Source organism: Candidatus Nitrosocosmicus sp. R (assembly GCF_054408505.1).
This window is the reverse complement of sequence record NZ_CP167090.1, coordinates 1,656,839-1,675,656: the sequence shown is the minus strand read 5'-3', so window position 1 is coordinate 1,675,656 and position 18,818 is coordinate 1,656,839. Positions and strand designations below refer to the sequence as shown.

The 18,818-nt window shown below is 31.5% G+C and carries 22 protein-coding genes and 1 pseudogene; 11 read left to right on the top strand and 12 right to left on the bottom strand.

All coding sequences use genetic code 11. From position 1 onward, the window contains the following. The first annotated feature begins 288 nt into the window (after positions 1-288). The 3 genes and pseudogenes from AAGU22_RS08585 to AAGU22_RS08575 form a co-directional block, all read left to right on the top strand. Positions 289-546, top strand: coding sequence for a hypothetical protein (locus AAGU22_RS08585; protein WP_458718711.1), 258 nt, complete (start codon positions 289-291; stop codon positions 544-546). 172 nt (positions 547-718) lie between these two features. Continuing rightward, complete coding sequence (locus AAGU22_RS08580) at positions 719-886, top strand: hypothetical protein (RefSeq protein ID WP_458718710.1); 168 nt, start codon at positions 719-721, stop codon at positions 884-886. A 284-nt stretch (positions 887-1,170) separates the two neighbouring features. After that, positions 1,171-1,437: pseudogene (locus AAGU22_RS08575) on the top strand (DUF72 domain-containing protein); the annotation flags it as partial. 6 nt (positions 1,438-1,443) lie between these two features. Here the strand turns inward: AAGU22_RS08575 and AAGU22_RS08570 are convergent. Beyond that, complete coding sequence (locus tag AAGU22_RS08570) at positions 1,444-1,617, bottom strand: transposase (protein ID WP_458718709.1); 174 nt, start codon at positions 1,615-1,617, stop codon at positions 1,444-1,446. A gap of 157 nt (positions 1,618-1,774) precedes the next feature. Here AAGU22_RS08570 and AAGU22_RS08565 point away from each other — a divergent pair, with 157 nt between their 5' ends. Continuing rightward, a complete protein-coding gene (locus AAGU22_RS08565; RefSeq protein ID WP_458718708.1) occupies positions 1,775-2,089 on the top strand; it encodes a Rieske (2Fe-2S) protein in 315 nt (104 codons plus the stop codon). An 871-nt stretch (positions 2,090-2,960) separates the two neighbouring features. On the opposite strand, the gene AAGU22_RS08560 is transcribed toward AAGU22_RS08565, so the two are convergent. Then, entirely contained in the window at positions 2,961-3,311 is a 351-nt protein-coding gene (locus AAGU22_RS08560) for a hypothetical protein (RefSeq protein WP_458718707.1), read from the bottom strand. Positions 3,312-3,547: 236 nt separating this feature from the next. Here AAGU22_RS08560 and AAGU22_RS08555 point away from each other — a divergent pair, with 236 nt between their 5' ends. Further along, positions 3,548-4,114, top strand: a complete 567-nt coding sequence (locus AAGU22_RS08555) for a hypothetical protein (RefSeq protein ID WP_458718706.1) — start codon at positions 3,548-3,550, stop codon at positions 4,112-4,114. A 598-nt stretch (positions 4,115-4,712) separates the two neighbouring features. Here AAGU22_RS08555 and AAGU22_RS08550 read toward each other — a convergent pair. Further along, positions 4,713-5,267: a DUF6789 family protein gene (locus AAGU22_RS08550; protein WP_458718705.1), complete on the bottom strand. Its 555-nt coding sequence runs from the start codon at positions 5,265-5,267 to the stop codon at positions 4,713-4,715. A 284-nt stretch (positions 5,268-5,551) separates the two neighbouring features. On the opposite strand from AAGU22_RS08550, the gene AAGU22_RS08545 reads away from it, so the two are divergent. Continuing rightward, on the top strand, positions 5,552-5,971 hold the full coding sequence (locus tag AAGU22_RS08545; RefSeq protein ID WP_458718704.1) for a hypothetical protein: 420 nt from the start codon (positions 5,552-5,554) through the stop codon (positions 5,969-5,971). Positions 5,972-6,214: 243 nt separating this feature from the next. Here the strand turns inward: AAGU22_RS08545 and AAGU22_RS08540 are convergent, their stop codons facing one another. Next, on the bottom strand, positions 6,215-6,577 hold the full coding sequence (locus AAGU22_RS08540) for a hypothetical protein (RefSeq protein WP_458718703.1): 363 nt from the start codon (positions 6,575-6,577) through the stop codon (positions 6,215-6,217). Between the two features lie 316 nt (positions 6,578-6,893). Further along, on the bottom strand, positions 6,894-7,142 hold the full coding sequence (locus AAGU22_RS08535; RefSeq protein WP_458718702.1) for a hypothetical protein: 249 nt from the start codon (positions 7,140-7,142) through the stop codon (positions 6,894-6,896). Between the two features lie 1,891 nt (positions 7,143-9,033). On the opposite strand from AAGU22_RS08535, the gene AAGU22_RS08530 reads away from it, so the two are divergent. The 4 genes from AAGU22_RS08530 to AAGU22_RS08515 all read left to right on the top strand — a co-directional run bounded on the left by AAGU22_RS08530 (position 9,034) and on the right by AAGU22_RS08515 (position 10,838). Then, positions 9,034-9,180: a hypothetical protein gene (locus tag AAGU22_RS08530; RefSeq protein WP_458718701.1), complete on the top strand. Its 147-nt coding sequence runs from the start codon at positions 9,034-9,036 to the stop codon at positions 9,178-9,180. Positions 9,181-9,432: 252 nt separating this feature from the next. Continuing rightward, on the top strand, positions 9,433-10,032 hold the full coding sequence (locus AAGU22_RS08525) for a hypothetical protein (RefSeq protein WP_458718700.1): 600 nt from the start codon (positions 9,433-9,435) through the stop codon (positions 10,030-10,032). A gap of 327 nt (positions 10,033-10,359) precedes the next feature. Then, the gene (locus AAGU22_RS08520) at positions 10,360-10,515 is read left to right on the top strand and encodes a hypothetical protein (protein ID WP_458718699.1); all 156 of its coding nucleotides are present in this window, start codon (positions 10,360-10,362) and stop codon (positions 10,513-10,515) included. Between the two features lie 56 nt (positions 10,516-10,571). Continuing rightward, complete coding sequence (locus tag AAGU22_RS08515; protein ID WP_458718698.1) at positions 10,572-10,838, top strand: hypothetical protein; 267 nt, start codon at positions 10,572-10,574, stop codon at positions 10,836-10,838. A gap of 799 nt (positions 10,839-11,637) precedes the next feature. On the opposite strand, the gene AAGU22_RS08510 is transcribed toward AAGU22_RS08515, so the two are convergent. From AAGU22_RS08510 to AAGU22_RS08495, 4 genes are all read right to left on the bottom strand, one after another. Next, positions 11,638-11,967: a nitroreductase/quinone reductase family protein gene (locus tag AAGU22_RS08510; protein WP_458718697.1), complete on the bottom strand. Its 330-nt coding sequence runs from the start codon at positions 11,965-11,967 to the stop codon at positions 11,638-11,640. A 404-nt stretch (positions 11,968-12,371) separates the two neighbouring features. Further along, positions 12,372-13,127 carry an adenylate/guanylate cyclase domain-containing protein gene (locus AAGU22_RS08505; protein WP_458718696.1) on the bottom strand — a complete coding sequence of 252 codons (756 nt, stop codon included), beginning with the start codon at positions 13,125-13,127 and terminating at the stop codon, positions 12,372-12,374. A 762-nt stretch (positions 13,128-13,889) separates the two neighbouring features. Then, on the bottom strand, positions 13,890-14,240 hold the full coding sequence (locus AAGU22_RS08500) for a PPOX class F420-dependent oxidoreductase (RefSeq protein WP_458718695.1): 351 nt from the start codon (positions 14,238-14,240) through the stop codon (positions 13,890-13,892). Positions 14,241-14,422: 182 nt separating this feature from the next. After that, entirely contained in the window at positions 14,423-14,845 is a 423-nt protein-coding gene (locus tag AAGU22_RS08495; RefSeq protein WP_458718694.1) for a pyridoxamine 5'-phosphate oxidase family protein, read from the bottom strand. A gap of 824 nt (positions 14,846-15,669) precedes the next feature. On the opposite strand from AAGU22_RS08495, the gene AAGU22_RS08490 reads away from it, so the two are divergent. Continuing rightward, the gene (locus tag AAGU22_RS08490) at positions 15,670-16,254 is read left to right on the top strand and encodes a hypothetical protein (protein ID WP_458718693.1); all 585 of its coding nucleotides are present in this window, start codon (positions 15,670-15,672) and stop codon (positions 16,252-16,254) included. A gap of 247 nt (positions 16,255-16,501) precedes the next feature. On the opposite strand, the gene AAGU22_RS08485 is transcribed toward AAGU22_RS08490, so the two are convergent. The 3 genes from AAGU22_RS08485 to AAGU22_RS08475 form a co-directional block, all read right to left on the bottom strand. Next, on the bottom strand, positions 16,502-16,834 hold the full coding sequence (locus AAGU22_RS08485) for a hypothetical protein (RefSeq protein WP_458718692.1): 333 nt from the start codon (positions 16,832-16,834) through the stop codon (positions 16,502-16,504). Between the two features lie 151 nt (positions 16,835-16,985). Beyond that, a complete protein-coding gene (locus tag AAGU22_RS08480; protein WP_458718691.1) occupies positions 16,986-17,249 on the bottom strand; it encodes a cyclophilin-like family protein in 264 nt (87 codons plus the stop codon). A 663-nt stretch (positions 17,250-17,912) separates the two neighbouring features. Beyond that, positions 17,913-18,380: a TspO/MBR family protein gene (locus AAGU22_RS08475; protein WP_458718690.1), complete on the bottom strand. Its 468-nt coding sequence runs from the start codon at positions 18,378-18,380 to the stop codon at positions 17,913-17,915. Positions 18,381-18,818: the final 438 nt, after the last annotated feature.

Genomic DNA, 18,818 nt, shown 5'->3' with positions numbered 1-18,818 from the left:
ATAGTGACAGTAACAATTAGATAAGTTTTTCCAATTATTTTCAATAGCACATCAATTTTTCAATATGTTTTTGGGTTCTACAATCTCAGTGGGCGAAAAGAAGTCCAAATTTGTTTTATAAGAATAAAGATATTCATAATATTATCCATAGAATCCTCTCATGATGGCTTCGGTGTGTGAAACAAATATGACCCATATTCTAACTTGAATGACGAGAGAATTGCAATAAGGTATTTCAACAAATAAAGAAATTATATATATTTGAAAATTGAGATTCATTTCTGAAATATGGTAGACAAAATAGAGATTACTGTTACCGATTTAGAAAAAAAGCATAAAGGAAAATCAGGATATGAGAACATGTATTTTGTTGCTAAACTTGTCAATATGGATAATGGAAAAGTAGATACAATTGGTTTTGCAATCGATAAAGAGAATCTCAAAATCTTGAGGGCCAAAATTGATGCGGTATTAATTGATGAGAATATAAAACAACCTAATAGGTTGAAAACCAAAACAGACAAAATTAACATAATATCTTTCTGAAAATGCAAATTAGGAAATCAAGAATGCAATAGTGGTATGGAATTGAGATTATGAATGAAGTACATAGAATTAGGTAATTTTGGGAGCCACTTTCGTATTGGTATTTTGCATAGTTAGGGAAAGAAGGCAAGACTATAATAAGTAATAAGAATAATAGAGATATTGAGTAGAAATGGCAACCTATAATATCCTTGCAAAGTTTACAACGGAATCTGACATAAAAAGGGAAGATGCAGAAAGATTCATGAGTGAAGCATTGAAGAACATTGCAACTGGTGTACAGGTTAGTTTTGTAGATATTAGAAAGTCTGAGGATGAAGAGGAAATAGGCGGTGCATAGTTATTTCTACGAGATGACCAATTTTATTTATCTGACTTTGTAATACTTTGGTATTAAAACATTTGTCATCCTAGAGTAGTTTCACTTTTAGAAAATTATGATTTGTCAGGGCATTCGTGGGTTCAAATAGAGTGATCCGTCCCTGATTTCATAGGAAGTCTAATCCTTCGAAAGAAAGTTTTTCTACTGTTTTGATCAATTTACTCAAATAGAACTTGACTTTGGATATAGGCTGCTCTGGCTGGAGTTATGAAGGTTGGAAAGGTAATTTTTATCCAAAGAAGATGGAAAATAAAGACTATTTGTCTTATTACTCGAAATTCTTCAAATTTGTTGAAGTTGATTCTACATATTATCACACACCTTCAAGATATACGGTTAGAGGTTGGAAGGACAAAACTCCTGAAGACTTCAAATTTTCATTGAAATTTCCTAAAATAATTACTCACGAGAGAAAATTAGAAGACATCATCAAGCCCTTGTCTGTTTTGTTTTATTCATTAGAGCCCTTAATTGATAAAACTTTAACATTGTTAATACAACTTCCACCTTTTCTTTCAGAAAAGAGAGGCTTTACCTCGGTATTTTTGGTAGGAACGGTACTGACCATCCTTCTTTATGTCATAACAATGGCATCGGGGACATTCCACTCGACCTTTATTCCATCTGACATTTCTAAGCAAATTTGAACACCAACTTTCATCAGGAAGCGAAACAGTTAACGTAAACATCTTAATTGCATGTCATTCAGCTTTAAACCTGGCTGAAACATTCAGAAATATGAACGAAGTTATTTAGCACACAAGAACATTGGGTCATTTTTTTACAACTTTCATAAATAAAGAAAAAGTGTAACATTTATTGGCTATTTAATAATAAAGAATCAATATGGGGTGGATTAAAGTCTGTGACGAGAATTCCTTAAAAAATGGAGATCTTAGGGAGTATGATAATGGGGAAATGAAAATCCTGATAACAAAGATTAAAGACAAAATTTTTGCAACTGATCGAATATGCACTCATGCGTATGCTGATCTTTCAACCGGTTTTTTAAGCGAGGAAGAAAAGACCGTAACTTGTCCACTACACATGTCAGCTTTTAATTTGGAAAATGGAGTACCTCAAAACGGACCAGCAGAATTGCCTTTAAAGACCTATAATACAAAGGTTGAGGATAAATCTGTATACATATTAATTAACTAAATATCATAATGGTAAAATCAAAAAAAGGTGTGAGTATTTATTTTTAATTCTAGTAAATAATATACCCTGAATAATTAATCAGTCATCCAAAATTATACTATACAAGAATAAAAAAATTTATCAATCCTATTGTTTACGATATATTATTTTCAGGTAGTCATAGCAAAACATGGGCTCAGTCACTTTCTAGCTTTGACTAATGGGGTTTGAGTTGTTTAGGTAAAGGGGTTCAATAACCTTCTTAGCAAATACTAATTTAATTAAACTTTTTAAATGAAATAGAAAGGTTTGGTGTACTGATTGAACTAATACAGGCAAGATTTTTAGAAAAACATTTCAAGTTTATTTAATATTATTATTTAGTAAAAAGAATGTAAGATTATTTTTGTTTAATCGTTAAGTATGGGACTAGGCTCATATTTTCCAACTTATTTTATAATTAATATGATCCTGTTAACTCTTTCATTAGTTTTATCTAATTTGATCCAGGCACTATTGTTGAATGGATTCAATAAATCTCTTACGTAATTAGCGTAAAAATTACTATTTACATCTGTTGTGTAAGGATGTCTTGTTTTTGTTATCCTAGCAGATATACAGGAAACCATTGCTAATGCATATGGAGATTTTGTTTATGTTTAATTGATTTTTTGCTATATCATAAACTTGAATGTAGTAGTCAACCCACCTCGTGAATCCGTTGTAGCGATGTTATAGTTTAAACCGTCCGGTAAGTTATTATTTATAACATATTTTCTAGTTTAAACTTCTTTAAGGCAACAGTTTAGGTTATGAAATATCGTTTTCTTACATTAATAGAACTTATTTTGTCGACAAGTAACTAGCGAAAATCACTGGGGACCTTTTAATCTTATTTTTGAACTGATTTCTTTGAGACATTCTTATATAATCTCAGTTCTTTTTGATAAAAGCTGTTGTATCCACTCTCATTTGGCCTATAGATCAAATAGTAATATAGGATTGAAATTGTTCCAACTCTGCCGACAGGTTTGTTCTTTATAAAATCAATCATGAATCTTCCTAACACGAATAATGGATGGTATCGTAAAACTTTCATACTTTGACCCCAGTCTAAAAAATGATGGTCTTTTCCTAATTCCCTTACATGTCTAAATTTAGCATTAGAGACTATTGTGTAATCATATCCGTCTTTTCTTGCTTTATGGAATAAAAATGATTCATATCCAATTTTTTCCCTCATGTAGTAAAATAATTCCGGGTATGATTTGATAATAGTTTGTATTTAGACTTAGATCTCATCCCAATCCCTAATTTTGACTAGATTTATACTCTGAGGGTTTGTTAATAAGATTCTTGTCACCAGAATGACTTGAAGATAAAAATCCTTTTATAAATGTCGAATAGTAATTGATAATTGTGTGTAGACATACACAATCCTTTAATGAAATTAAATTACATGTGGCATTAAACCGGATAATGACCATTATGAAAAGAAACATGATTTTTGTTCTATGTATTATTATGATTTTCTTTTTGTCAAGTTATGGGATTAATTACGCTAGTGCACAACATCACGGCGCACCACCACCTATGGCATCACTAGGCGACAGAAATATTATAATGAATTTTGCCGCGGAACCAAATGTCCAAACCCCCGCTCAGGATATTCAAATGAAAATGAATTTGATCGACGAAAAATCCGGAGAGCCGATTCAACATGTTACTTATAGAATGTCAATAAGCAAAGATCACGATTTGAAAGCATCCGAGTTTTTCCATTCACACCCAGGCCCGTTGACAATTGTAATTAAGAATGTTAATTCGTCTCATGTAACCACAGGTGCGACATTTGACGTGCTTACTAATGCCATGGTTCCTGACCCTTCAGGTATTATAATTATGACTGGCCCCATATTTTCGGAGACAGGAATATACAATATAGATTTTGAAATTACCGGATTGGATAATGATAAGACGGACTTACAATCGATATTGGAATACCATTATGTAAAAAATATAAGTGATACCTTAAAGGGAGAATAGAGTGAATAATTCGATAGAAGAAGAAAGCAATAATAAAAAATGACATACAAAACAGTAAGATTGAAAGTTAGATGGTATGTGTTAGTGATCTGATACTGGGGCCCTGTTAACTTAAGCATTTGAAATAGAGTGAATTTGAGTTGTCATTGAACCAAACAGGACGATATCGACAAGATTCCCCTGTATTTTGAGCACGATTTATGTCCTTTTGTTCTGATATAATTCCTCTTAATCTATATGAAATACTGGGAAGCATTTGAAAAATTACCTTAAATTAACAGGGCTTACTCTGACTAATTAAGATTTATAATCTGATTCGTCACATTTAGATACATTTCCACAGCTAGGACAACTTTCAAGATCGAAAATTTTTTATGAAAATTATGTTCTTCCAATCGGTATATGTTTGAAATATGATCAAAACCACATTGTTTACATTTTATCCTGAGTCATAGTAAAATATAAGACTAGGTGAAATTTTAGTCTTTTTTCATGAGACTTATAGCAAACGTCTTACAAGTTTTTCGGAATGAGAATTTAATTAAATCTTATCCGCAACTCGTTTGACTTATTTATATTTGGAGAGGGACAATTTGCGTCAATTCTTTTGAATCATATGAGCTCTGATAACTAACAATGATGTTACTAACCCTAATATTATTCCAAATACAATATGTGCAATAAAACCAAACCCGTAGATTGGAATGAGATTTTGTTCAACAGTTTGGCGATCTTCGAGACTGCTTTGGGTTGGATTAGATTGGTTCATTATATCGAAGAGATTTGGTAGAACCATACCCATAGTAGTAGGAATAAACAAAACTAAGAAAATGATTATCGAGTAAATGACTCCTTCTGTAATTCCTTTTTTAAAATTTATGATTGCAAATTTCTTCACTGTAGATACTATAATGGCAAATATTACACCTGCAATGGCTCCAGTAAGCAAATGCATTACAATACCCAATGTCAGGTTAAGATAATAATTGTCATTGATATTACTTATTGCCATACCTCTAGCTATGGACAAGTCATCTAGAGGAAGTCCCATCATACTTGTTGTAAGAAAAAGAAATGGATACATGGCTATGCTTGCAATGATTCCTCCTAATACTCCAAACAATACTATTTTGACTGCCTTTTGATTTGTCATAGAAATATCCCTTCACTCTAAATGTGCATAAAGGTATATGAGATAGTTACAAATGAAACGAACAAATAGAGATTATGAAATTTTGTTGTCATTCCACCGAAGGATCGGAGAATCATGAACTAAGATTTATCTTTGACTTCATGTGAGAACTATTTTATCGATAATGCACTAAAATAGAGGGGTGAACCTTATGAATTGCATAAACTCCCAATATTTAGTAGTTTTAGAACTAGTGAGATAAATTTACTATCGTTAAATACTTTATTATACAACTTTTTCATCTAATGGTTCGTTATCTTAAGGAAAAATTAAATCACTCTAAGATTGTATCTACAAAAATAGAAATTATTAAGGGATGTATAATTGCATTTGTTTTGGCTATAACATTAAGTGGTATGGAAATGTTATATCAGAATAACATTCAGGCACAAGTTACAATGTATAAGTGTTCACCTGACATGGGAACAAACGTGTCAATGGTAAATTGTCTGACTAATTCCACATCAGATACTTATAATCATTCAATGGTTGCTGAAATGAGGCAAAACCAAACTGGGGAAATTGCTCGAGAAACAATGAATGGGTCTAGTCAAACAGCAACTCAGGGAATGAAGGATGCAATGAATAAAACTGGTGAAGCACTGTCAAATGTTACTGGTGGCGTGATGGAAGGAATTAAGGACTTGGTTAATGGCTCGAGCTAATAATGGAAATATGACAATGGAATAGCCAATTAACTATCTATTCAATTTTTTTTATTTGCAATTACAGATAGTAGTTTTTAAGTCAATTAAAATACACGAGTTTTCGTATGGCTTCTGTTTCACAAACTTTATTTTCATATGAAGTTGCTTATTGCTAAATACTTATCCTTATTACGAATTAGCAGTTTACGAAATTCTGAATTAGAATATTATATTATATTAACAATTTAAATTGAGAAAAATTCAAAGTTTATCTGTAATCGTCTCCATTCCCAATAATATTCCAGCACCACCCCCTTTTTTTTCGGCTATACGATCTAATACTGTAAAAAGGATTGCACCTATAACAAATGCAAAAACTGTAATTGTAAGACTAACTATCTTCTCAGCTTCTACTACCATTCCAAATATTGCAACAGATATGAGGATGCCTGCTCCAAACGAAGTAAGTGCCAACATATGTCGTTCAGAAAAGTTTATCCTTTTAGATAAATATATGCCAAGGAATGATGAAAAACCTGCAAATCCAGTCAATATTATTGTTCTGAGTATGTCAAGAGTGCTCACATTAGAGAATGCAGCGGCCAATACCGAATACTCATACAAAGTAAACCAAAAATTATCAAAGGAAAAATATAACAGTTTGCAAATTCAAAAGGTTTTTTTTAATATGCAAAAAAATTATATTAATAATTAAAGCATTAATTGGGGTAGAGCAAATAATTTTTTAACACAAAAGTGCTGAGGAAATTATAGTCTCTTTATTTCACTAAAATGATTTATGAGTTGAAGATCGCGATGATTCAACCATCTTATTCTTAATTCCCTTGCTTACGAAATAACAATTAACTTGGTTTGCTGATTTATTTAAAGAAAACTTCATAGTACTATATGGGCAAAAATATTATAAATTTAGAACAAGTTACATATGCAAGTCAACTACCTTTCGTACTTTGAGAGCTTCTTGTGTTCCATATTCTCTTACCAGTTCATTTGGTGCATTCGTTGAAATGTCATTGAATACATTAGACTTGCTATCTATTCCTCTATAGCTATCATCAAAGTCGCTGAACAATTCGTTTCTATCATAGAGGTCTTTATTGTTATCTAGATCAAAAAACTTGCTAAACCCATCATACGGTAAAATTCCTTTATTATTAATTTGTAACATTCTCCTATTATAGTAGTACATATAATGATTTATAAATTAATTCTATTATTAGTAACATACAAAGATCTAATTAATTGTAGCCTATATAGTAGGTAATGAATGATACAATAGATACTTTCGAGTTTAATCCTACGGTAATACAAACCATGTATAAACAACTTTTCATTTACAAATGGATAATCATGTGTATGATTTATCTGACTTAGTTCAATTAGAGAGAGAAATTGTGGTAAAGGAAATTAAGACGCAGATTTTCCTTCGTTGTATGTATTCGAGATGATATATAGATGGATGGTATGTACTGTTATGAAACGAAATAAAAGAAATGATGCAAATAAAAATTCGAGGACTACAACAAGACGACGAAATTAAGAAAACTTGAGAAGTGTCTTCTTTCAAAAATGCTATAGAAGAAATTTCAACGTTTTGTTACCAAATTGTATGCTATATTAGTAAAGGGACCGTATTTTGTAATCACATTCAAAAGGATATCTGAAACTCAAATCATCTTATTGTATCACACTCCAAAAAAATGGACTTTGATTTGTTTTATGATTGATTGATATCTTCCTCCATTATAAATGGGCAATGCCGCAATTGAGTGAAAGACGTTTTTCAAATTCTTAATCAACTCACCCAAAACCGGACTTATCCTTATTGGGATTATTTTGAAAAAGTTTGGTCTAAAATGCTGAATGATTAATACCGCTTAATGGTCTCTTCTCTATACTTTTTCCTCATCTCCCAACCACGAAATGACCTTGTTCTTAATTTAAAATTACAACAGGGACAATAGGCATTGTTGTCCCATTTTATAAATATCTCACAAGTGCTGCATCTTTTCTGTCCTTCCTTATACCTAGATGGCACCTGATGATTCCTTTTTGCTTTATATCTAACGCATATACCATTACAACTCATATCGATTAGAACCAGAATATTACTATGTAGTGGGAATAAATATGTACTTCATTAATCAACTCTTCATCAGTTCGCGCAATATAGGCCTTATACTCTGCAATAATTTCATTTACGTCGGGTCTATAGTAATGATTCACAAATACGGAACCGCTTATCCTTCCCTACAACAAGTCATGGTCTCTAGCTCTATCCATTTATTTCTCGAGTGGTAAAAACTTTGCGACAATAGTACATACTCATCTTCTTTCCGGCTTTATCAAATACCCTTCTGACAGTATAATATTATGATTTTGTTAACTAAACTTGAATTCTTCTAAGTAAAAATTTATTAAATTTACAGTTCCCATGTACCTCATGGATTCGAAGCCCTATGAATTCTTATTGAATAGTACGTTCCCGTGTGATTCTTTTATATCACTTCTTTAAGTATGATTTTCAATATTCTTCTACATATAGAATATTTCACGCAACAATCAAAGGTAAGATATTAGAAAGGCAATAAGGTTTCAATAAAGGTCTTTTTTCTTATTACGGTAGTAACTTGGTATCCTATTTAGTCGTATACCTCAGACCCTCTCATGCTTTTGTATTCCTACCACTGGCAGTAAACTTATGACATGACTGTAGCCTTATTACACCTTATTCGGATTATCACAGATCGACGATCAGTGCGTCCTCCATATGAGGTGGTATTATTTATACAACATAATATTTAATCACTAATCATAATAATTTCATATCTTTCAGTCCATTTTGGTTTATTAGCATGCTACAAACAAAGTAATTCTCTCTATATTTACCCATTATACATAATGTATTACATCATATGAATCCGATAAGAATTAAAGCTATAAACTCTATCCAGCCCTGTATTACTTGGACCATCGTCACCATCCATCATCGCGGTTGAGAGTGACTGCTTCGTCAAGTAGGTGCATCTAATAAAAATGATGATGCATTAACAACCATGATGTCAGAAGAACCCATCAACAAAAAGAATGACTCACAACAAGCAGTAGGCGATGCGGCCGATAATAGTGAAGTTATTTTGGATGAGACAGGCGACACGCTGAAGCCTGGGCCCAGAGGAATAGCAAACAAGAACAAAAAGACATAATTAGACAAGGAAAACCTCGAATCTAATGGCAAGTAATTTTATTTTTTCTACCAAAACGATATGCCAAATAGGGCAACTTTGATTAGTACAGTTATTATGACAAACATAGAGTACTTACATCAGTATGACTGATGAGGACTATAATCAAAATTTTGTCTATCCATGGCGCCAGATATATGCAAATTTGGCACTATTTGGTATAAAAAACCGTTTAATACCAATGTTTATATAGTACGGTAACTAATAGATACTATGTCAAAGAAAATAGAAACTAACCAAAATTATTCAAATAATACCAATCAACAAAACAATAACAATGATTTCCAAGAATCCGTTAATCAGTCATTTGATGAAACTAAAGATAATATCAAAAAATCAATTGATGAATCAAGAAAACAAATTCCACGAATTAATGACAGTGTAAATAGTTATCAAGAGCAATCACTACAAACCGCAAAAGAGATTTCAGAAGAATATCTTGATTCTCAAAAAGAAGTTGTTAATTCACTCCAATCAGCATGGAGACCATATAATGAGATATACACTGGATTAGTTACCAACTATTATTCTCCTGAGGCAGCAGTTAATGCATATACAAGATTCGTTAGTAATGTTGCAGACAATACAGTATCGGCCATTAGACTTTCAAACAACGTTATTTTCTCAACCCTTGATGCATGGAAACCATTACTACAACAAGCAAAAGACGTTTCAAGACACCTATCAAACACAGGAGTAAATACAGCAAGAGTGTTCGAACAAAATTCAAGACAATTAGCAGCAGAAGTTGAAGAGGTAGCTGATTCGAACCACAACGCATCTACTACGACCAAAAACTCCTCAAGTCATTAACATAACAACAAAGGAATATACGCCGCGGTAGCGTTCCTATTTATTCTATCAATTTGAGCTCAGATTTTTATTGTTTTTCATTTTGATGGATAGATAGACAGTAATGAGAATGTTGGAACATGTATGATGGCATTATACGGATTAATCTAATTATAATCTTATTATAGTTTATTAAATCATGATCGATGTAAATAGAGTAATTTTTTTATGAGCAAAAAATGTTACCTGCCTTTTTTGTAATAATAACAAGTAATGCATAAGACACTTTTTTTGTTCCAAACATAATATACCTAATGTTAAATAATATGGTAAATTTACACATACACAATGCACGAGGAAAATAAAAACAAAGACAACAAGTCAATTCCTACTAGTGACATAGAAAGACAAAGGATGATCGACGAAGGAGGAACCCAAAAATACGGTGACAAACACAAAAATAAAAACAAAGACGATAACGTCTTAATTGATGCAGAACATTGACTAATCTATATTCATGAAGTTTGTGAAGAGTTTCCACAGAATAGAATGTAAGGATCATGAATTCTTATAAAAATAATATTGCTTATGAATTATACAAGCTGTGTTCGGTAAAGATGCCTGAAAAGACAACATGGTCAATTGATGAATTATATACTCATGTCTTTACTCATCCCTCAGAAGAAAATTTAATTACTCTTCAAGGGTTTAAGGATGAACTAAAAGGTATGGAGGAAAAAGGAGCAGTTATCTTTGTAGATGGATTTAACTCTATTAATCTAATAGCACCAAAACTTTCAGAGTTATTTGACTCTCGTATTTCCTAACTGTCTTATGTGTTTCATTGAATGAAGATTATCATGTTGGATATTAAATAATAAACGCATCGTATGTGCATCTAAAGTATTTGAAATAATATAATTCGTTATTTTTAATCATTTATCCTATCGAAATTCTTAAAGCATTAGATTGACAATTATTACATCTAGAAAAGTATTTTTCAACTCTTCCAGATGTAAACACCAAGCCTAAATGATGCATTCTTTATTAAGGCTTATACGCTAAAAAACATTATAGTTATAAGATAGAAGGTTTTGAATAACGATACAGGCAATCTTCTTCCGCAGTCTATACCATATGGAGAATCAGCAATAACTACCACATCAATCCTCGGATTGGTTTTTACCGCCTTAAAACAATTTTGTCTTATAAATAAATTACAACATATATAGAATATATTTGGGTAATTACGGATAGTTTTGTGTCTCAAGAGACACTCTTTAATTCCGAAAAGTCAAACATCTAAGTACGCGATGTTAAATAATTACTAACAGTATATAGCCGTCTTAAGTTTAAAAGCTATATATTTCCAAACAGACAAACATTGATAACAAGTAAGAATATCAATCATTATTATCTCAAATAACAACAGCAACATTTTGATCTCTATGCCTTTGGAAAAAATACAAACATATCAGAACATCAGTAGAATTTTGTAAGAACCCAAATCTAAAATAGCGTAGTAGATTACAGTGTTTACTAGTAGTAAGCCCCCTTGCGCCCAGACTGTTACTAAACATCAAATCAAATCAAATATTAGGAACTTGTATGTGTTTAAATTTTATCCTATTGTTTTTTTATATCCCTTTCAATTTCGACAATTGAGCCAATAACGTATTTAGACTTCATCAGCTCCTTTATCGTGTTAGACAATTCCTGCTCCTTTTCATTATCTATTATTCGAGCTGTGGCTTCGAATACATTGTTACTTATCTCAATTAATACCCTAGGATAGTGAATAATGTTTTGAACCCAATGTGCTTTTGTAGAAGTTTCTGAAGTAATATAATAACGACCAATATATTCTACAAACCATATTCTTATTTTGTGGTTTATCCCCGTTTTCCAACCCTTAGTGGTCAATAGTAGATATCGAGATTGATCGCCTTTTCCCATTATATATAATCAGTTCATTTACTATTTGACATTATCTGAAATATACCCAATCGAATGCCTCATCAGTGTTTGTATATTTTAGAAGTTATTCCTTCAATAACATGTTCATTGAATCGGTGTATTCACTTTCTTATGTTGATGTCGTAATGGTTGGTTACTATCCTATCTCAGGAACTACATCCCTCACCTTTAAGCAGAATGATCTTTGAGCGATATCCAGATTCTTTATTCTCCTTATCCTCTATCATCATACAAAATAGTTCTTTCATCACCAGAGAGTAATCTGAGGAAAGTATCCCTCATAATAATGATAATCCTAGTTGGCAAGCTAAAGGTATTATGTTATAGATCTAAACAAGCAGTGTTAGTTTACAGAGGAATATAGCCTATTGGATACATAACTGTCAACCAATATTGGAATATAATTTATAAAGATCTCCAGTCCGGAGATTGATATACTTCCATTTTTCCGCATCAAATCTAACTTCCTTGTAATTCTGTTTCATATCCAAAGGTAAATTATCAAATACATTCTGCCCTATGGTAATGCCATTGGGTAGAGATAGTGAAGTAATCTTGGCAGTCCTATTCATCGTGTATCCAAGTATATCTATCAATGAAGTCGTATCGTGACCATATTGTATAATTAGATCCTCACCTTCGTCTATTCCTATCTTTATTTTAAGTTCTGGCATGTCATTCTGAATTAACACAGGGCTAATACCTTTTTCTACGGCTACGATCATCAAATTCCCTCTTTCTAAAGCTAGCTTTATTGCTGATTTCTTGTTAATGTTTGAGGGAAAAAAAGCGATTACTGCATCCCCGGAATACTTCAGTACATATCCCCCACTAATGTTTATAATATTTGACATTTCATACGAAAAAGATCTTATTATTGTAACCATTGATCGAACCGGCAGACTCATACTCATCTTAGTCGAACCCACTAAATCGGCATACATTATTACTAACGGAACTTTAGTGTTAACAAAGTCAAGTAAGAATTTTTGAGCAGATCTTGAATTGGATTCATATTGATAACGCTTTTTTATGGCTCTTGATAATCTTTCCTGTATTTTATCAGTCAATAGTTGCACATTCTCACCCTCAAAATTCGCCCCATTTACAGAAATATCTACATCATTATGTCCTATCACATCTTGTTAAAGGGTTGATAATGATAAAATGTTTGCTCGGTTAGAGGTTTTTGGTCATTCATCCACAATTAATTATTTATAACGTATCGTGAGATGAAAATAATAAAAATAGAGGAAATACTCGATGAACTCTATCTTTATCATTATTTAATTATATTTACTGTGCAAGAATTCATGTTAATAGGTGTAACATGGTATTGAGTTTAATATGACAAAAAAAGTCCATAAAATAAAAAATCCTCATCCCTTTTAGGGGTTCTGTTAACTAGTTCATAAATTATCTTCCTATGGTAAAAAGTAACAACACATAGATTTATAAAATTTATTTTCAGTTTAAAATTTTCTTTTCGGCGAATAAGATTGTCAGCAAAAATTTACGTTCCATTCTGTATATTTTGCATAGTTTCTTTAAAATATTTTTTTTACTAATGGAAAATTTAGACGTTCACCCAAAAAAGGAATTTATCTGCTTGAGTGTACGATATATTACTTTCCATAAAAACTGGCTCCTTTACATGTATCTTGACAACGCCAGTCAGGAACTTTTCATCAATCGGAATGTTTCTCTCTATGGATCACTAGCAAAAGTATGAAAATTTTCTTAATCTTGTTTCCTTTCTAACACTAGGATATTTTCAATCTATAGATAATATGTTAATTTAGGAGCTGCGTGGTCCTCTTGACTGATATCTCTATTGAATTTAACTGACCATGAATTTAGACTACAAATGATAAATGCTGTCATCTGCTAACGCGACGATTTTATAAACCCCAACTAGCCTTTTTAACAGGTATGATCCTAACATAATCCTCTCCTCTTAATATCTCGGTGATTCCCCTAATTTCAATTCCCCTAGGTACCCATGGATTGATAGACACTAAATCATCCACCACCATTGCGACTTTATTGTTCTTCAGAATATGTCGAAACTTTAAACTAGGCTTAAGATTCCAACCTCCAAAAAACAAATCTGTTCCGTCAAAATTATATGAAACAGGAACTACATGAGGTTGATTTTCAGACGAAACGGTCGCTAGTCTGCCTAACCGATTGTCGAACAAATATTTAGTTTCATTTTCAGAAAACACTAGCGGATTATTATTTTTATTCATGGATCCTTCAATATTCGTATGTTATGCGCTACTTATTATTTTATCAGTTCCTCAATTTACATATTAACATAATATTGCAATAAAGAATACTCCGATATCTATCAATTATATTACACTTTATTCAAAAATTAAATTGTAAATATAAATGCTCCAAAGTGATTGATATAATGGATCAACTTATTTTATATCAAATCCTTCATACGATTAGTATAATCCCATTCAAATATTCTAGTAGGATATATTACTATAGCAACTTCTGTCTTTAGGTGATTCTCTGATAGTAAAAATTTGTACAACGGTGATGACTCTTTGCCCTCAAAATACCTCTGCAATAATATGCGCAGAATTTTTTCTCCTAAAATTTCAACTATAGTAACTTTTCCATATCCTCTGACGCCACGATAGGGAGGAGAATCCCGAGCAATTTCAAAACCACATTTGGAATTTATCTTTAAAGACTTTATAAGTTTTGAAGTCGCTTGCGTAGCACAAAAAAATTTCTCATCCATATAAATATACATTAGTGACACAACCATAGGATAACCCGACTCAGAAATACAAGCTATCCTTATAGGGATATGGACGTCATCTATAAATTTTAACATTTTTTGGCCAATCATCCTTTTAGATATAATATCCCTGTATGGTTTTAATATTTATAGTCATGTTGAAGTAAGGTCTTGAGGGAGATTATTTGTCCTGCGATGATATTCAATCTAGAACTAAATTTCCATGAATCCCTCCCTAGGCAACTCTCAAAGTCCAATACGCCGGATGTACTACAGAAAGATAATTACATTAAGCAAATCGACTATGCTACCTAGTGCTTGTATTACTTTAAATGTATGCTTTGAGTAGCAGGATGAAAGAAGCGATAACCCAAATAACTAAAGATTTTTCTAGACTGTATAACTTTTATAAAAAGGGGAATAGAAATCGATTTAATAAAAAACATACCAAAAAACTGAATAACAGAGAGTTAGCAGGAAGAATGTATTTGCTCCAGAAATAAGTAATTACCTCAAGTGTGACTAGCGAATAAATCATCCGGATCTAAAGTGAACAATAGAGAGAGGAGGATGAAACCAAATAAAAGAATCTTTGGAAGAAAGTACCAAACAAGATCAGAAATGTAATTTGGGTCATTTCTATATGAACTGACTACCGATATCGGCACTAATCCACACGGATTCGAACAAATTTAATATAAAATAATTTTTAGTTACTTAACTGGATTTGTAATATATCTATTATTAAATTCCTTGGACTCACGTCGATATTGGTTCTTTTATTTTGGTCTATAAATAAAAGGTATAAGAAAAAGTGATTGTTTTCGTCTATGCTGGAAATATAGTCTAAATAAACAAAATGCAAATCAATACAAGAAATTAAATATATAGCCTTAATGACCTAACAAATGTGATTAATAATGTCTAATTCTTCTCGTACTACACCGTTTACACAATTGATAGTAGATTTTAAAGGAAAGAAACTTCCATCTGAAGAAATTGAATCGGATTATAATAACACTTTAAACTATCCAAATAATTATTTTGTAGCACCAGAGAACTGGAATGAGTCTTTTTATACAACAACCAGAAAAAGCATGCTTTTACTTAGTCGAGGAATAGAAAACATCGTAAGAATAAAACCCCCCTTTAACAAATTCACATTAATATCTTTATTTCAAAGGAACAGTAATTTCAACGATGTCAAAGAACAATACATCACCATTTCTCCACTGACAAAAAAACTGTATTTGATAGGAAACACCAGCTTGGCAAGCGGTATTAGTTTATCCAATTTGGCAGGCATAATAGATTTTAGTGACTGTGGATTGGAAAATAATTGGATAATAATATCTATAAGTGAAGACGAAGGTTGTGCATTAATTGCTGAAGAAATTACCCCTGCTAAATATAGAGGCTTCTTCACAAATAACCGAAATCTAGTTAACAGATGTCTAGATACATTAAACAATTCTCTACCAGTTTCAGAAAGAATAAAAGTTTAATGCGTAGTTACTAGAGCCGCAATGCTATTTTTAAATTACTGTATAAATTAGTAAAATCAGATTATTTCAATATTGTAGCAAAGAGGATATTGCGATATCGTAATATTATGACTTACACAATCCTGCTTATAACTCGAAAAGTAACTAAATACCGCCATAACATGGCCAAAAATTAAAAAGCATTTTAAACTATGCTAAAATATGTATTTCTCAGTGTTTAAAGCGATACTAACTCACTATAAGAATTTTATTGGGTTATAAAGTCTTGAAGATTTGTTTTCGTTATCTTCAAATTATTTCCTTTCTTCAATATTTTCATAGCAATTAGGGCAAGCGACTTTTTAACACCAAATGTTTTTTCCGGATCAGTAATAGGATCTAATCTAATGGTTATTTGATTTTCTTTTGCCATAATTATTGTGTAAAAAGATATTGGCCTTTGATTTTCAATTACAACTGTGCTCATCAAAACTATGTTTTTATCCTTATTGAGAAAACAATCGGTATATTTGATAATTGTTTTATCATCTATTTTGTGAATTTCTTTCTGAAATTCTTCGTAAATATTTTCAAATTTCAAAGGTCCAGCAATTACTATGTGAGGCACAATAAATCTTGCATTTCTTTTCTATTTATATTTGATTGAAGAGAAGCATATTAGGTACGGCCATACAACTATGTCCAAGAATTTAATTTTTTAGCAATATATAGTTTTTTCAGTAAATTGGCTGCTATTTTAGTACTACATTTGTATTGGTCTTAACATGATCTAGAATATTATCTTTCATGGGTGGATCTAGACTTTTACCCACAATTTTAACAGGAGAATATGCATATATTTTTCCGTCTTTGCTTATGGGAGTTGGTCCATAGAATAAACATAAGGCTTTACCTTCAGGCCAATATGCGACATCCAGTTTACTAACTTCCGTTTTCCCGTTCTCTTCCGCTTCGACATCTATTTCCGTGAGATCCGTATAGAGTTCATTTCCCATCTGTTAATTTTCACTTTGACTGGGAGATGATCAAATATTGCTTGAAAAGTCTTTGGAGAAAGTGAATTGTCTAATTCTACTTTGATATTTTTATTACCAAGGTCAGGAAATACAACGCCAATGATCTTTTTCATATACTAAGTTCACTAACGCTAGAGTTGTATTCAAATATACATTTTATTACTTCTTCTTTTGACGAAAGTGATTTATAAAATACTGAAAATTATTTAAATTGTTAGATCATTTATAATTTATAAATATTAGTGCATATATTTGCGCTGAATTATTATACTATCGTTAAAACTATTAATCATAACAATCTCTGAAGATGTCAATACTTGATTAGTCAAGAATAAATCCATTCGCCTTTGTGTAGAAATTGAAGTTTATTTTTTTGGGATGAATATTAGTCATATAGGTTATCATTCAATAGAAACAATTTAAGATGGTATTTCTTTACAACCAGTAATAAAACAAACTGAGAAAAAAGTGATTATTAATATATCGATTACTAAACACTATGAGTTCATGTCGATAATGGTCCGCCTAGTTGGGTTCCACAAAAAAAGGACAAAAAGTGTTATAATTCCGTTATAGAAATTGAAAAACCAGGAATCGGAGGACAATATCTGTTTGCAAATTTAACGAAATAAAAGATTGATTTTAATTAAGCAAGAAGATTGCAAAGTTTAGTATAGAAGCAAAAATTATCCAGACTAAATAGGGAACTAAAAGTATGGCTGCAAGTTTTGAAATTGATTTTGCATAAATTATTGTAACTGTTACCATTATATCAAGTAGAAGGATATCTAATAATCCTAGTAATGGTGACTTTAATCCGAAAAACAATAATGACCACAAGGCATTTAGAGCAAGTTGAATTCCAAATACTGTAAAGAAGACTTTTCTAATTTTAGGCTTAGATTCACATACCCATACGGTATATAAAGACACTCCCATCAGAAAATATAGAATAATCCAAACTGGGCCAAATACCCAACCTGGTGGAGCAAATGTCGGTTTCGTTAATGTAGAATACCAATCAGGTACTGCTTCAATTGTAAAAAGTGAACCAAAGATGCCTGCAGATTGACAAATAACTATTGAAATGATAAATTTAAGAACTTTCATATATACTGTGTTTTTTACGACTAAAAATATTTTGCTTCTTTGTGGAACTTTTGGTTTTATTTATAAGACTAAATGATCAAAGTGGACACGATGGTAATTGAACCGCTTTTATTTCCTATTTCAAATCCCCTTAGACCAAAACTCAAAATATCTAGATATAGTTCAATGATTTTAAAAAATATAAATAGTCGTTTTCTAGGTCATCTGCACCTTCAAGTATTGTGATCAATGACGAAAGAGAACTTGCATCCCTTTTCAGGGAATTTTTGAGAGAGGAACGCATTTTTATAATGAAAAGCAGGTCTTGGCAACTGGAAGAAATAATATTGTCACAATGTGGATTGGTAATTTGAGTCAAATTTGTTTCACCTACCACCGAATCCGCTACCAATTTAGTAACTATATGATACCTGGTTTTGTGCCAACACAATCAAAACT

Excerpts from the sequence above, each read along its gene's own strand:
- AAGU22_RS08585 (WP_458718711.1), top strand. The coding sequence starts at position 289 with ATGGTAGACAAAATAGAGATTACTGTTACCGATTTAGAAAAAAAGCAT.
- AAGU22_RS08580 (WP_458718710.1), top strand. The coding sequence starts at position 719 with ATGGCAACCTATAATATCCTTGCAAAGTTTACAACGGAATCTGACATA.
- AAGU22_RS08570 (WP_458718709.1), bottom strand. The coding sequence starts at position 1,617 with ATGTTTACGTTAACTGTTTCGCTTCCTGATGAAAGTTGGTGTTCAAAT.
- AAGU22_RS08565 (WP_458718708.1), top strand. The coding sequence starts at position 1,775 with ATGGGGTGGATTAAAGTCTGTGACGAGAATTCCTTAAAAAATGGAGAT.
- AAGU22_RS08560 (WP_458718707.1), bottom strand. The coding sequence starts at position 3,311 with ATGAGGGAAAAAATTGGATATGAATCATTTTTATTCCATAAAGCAAGA.
- AAGU22_RS08555 (WP_458718706.1), top strand. The coding sequence starts at position 3,548 with ATGACCATTATGAAAAGAAACATGATTTTTGTTCTATGTATTATTATG.
- AAGU22_RS08550 (WP_458718705.1), bottom strand. The coding sequence starts at position 5,267 with ATGACAAATCAAAAGGCAGTCAAAATAGTATTGTTTGGAGTATTAGGA.
- AAGU22_RS08545 (WP_458718704.1), top strand. The coding sequence starts at position 5,552 with ATGGTTCGTTATCTTAAGGAAAAATTAAATCACTCTAAGATTGTATCT.
- AAGU22_RS08535 (WP_458718702.1), bottom strand. The coding sequence starts at position 7,142 with ATGTTACAAATTAATAATAAAGGAATTTTACCGTATGATGGGTTTAGC.
- AAGU22_RS08530 (WP_458718701.1), top strand. The coding sequence starts at position 9,034 with ATGTCAGAAGAACCCATCAACAAAAAGAATGACTCACAACAAGCAGTA.
- AAGU22_RS08525 (WP_458718700.1), top strand. The coding sequence starts at position 9,433 with ATGTCAAAGAAAATAGAAACTAACCAAAATTATTCAAATAATACCAAT.
- AAGU22_RS08520 (WP_458718699.1), top strand. The coding sequence starts at position 10,360 with ATGCACGAGGAAAATAAAAACAAAGACAACAAGTCAATTCCTACTAGT.
- AAGU22_RS08515 (WP_458718698.1), top strand. The coding sequence starts at position 10,572 with ATGAATTCTTATAAAAATAATATTGCTTATGAATTATACAAGCTGTGT.
- AAGU22_RS08510 (WP_458718697.1), bottom strand. The coding sequence starts at position 11,967 with ATGGGAAAAGGCGATCAATCTCGATATCTACTATTGACCACTAAGGGT.
- AAGU22_RS08500 (WP_458718695.1), bottom strand. The coding sequence starts at position 14,240 with ATGAATAAAAATAATAATCCGCTAGTGTTTTCTGAAAATGAAACTAAA.
- AAGU22_RS08495 (WP_458718694.1), bottom strand. The coding sequence starts at position 14,845 with ATGTTAAAATTTATAGATGACGTCCATATCCCTATAAGGATAGCTTGT.
- AAGU22_RS08490 (WP_458718693.1), top strand. The coding sequence starts at position 15,670 with ATGTCTAATTCTTCTCGTACTACACCGTTTACACAATTGATAGTAGAT.
- AAGU22_RS08480 (WP_458718691.1), bottom strand. The coding sequence starts at position 17,249 with ATGGGAAATGAACTCTATACGGATCTCACGGAAATAGATGTCGAAGCG.
- AAGU22_RS08475 (WP_458718690.1), bottom strand. The coding sequence starts at position 18,380 with ATGAAAGTTCTTAAATTTATCATTTCAATAGTTATTTGTCAATCTGCA.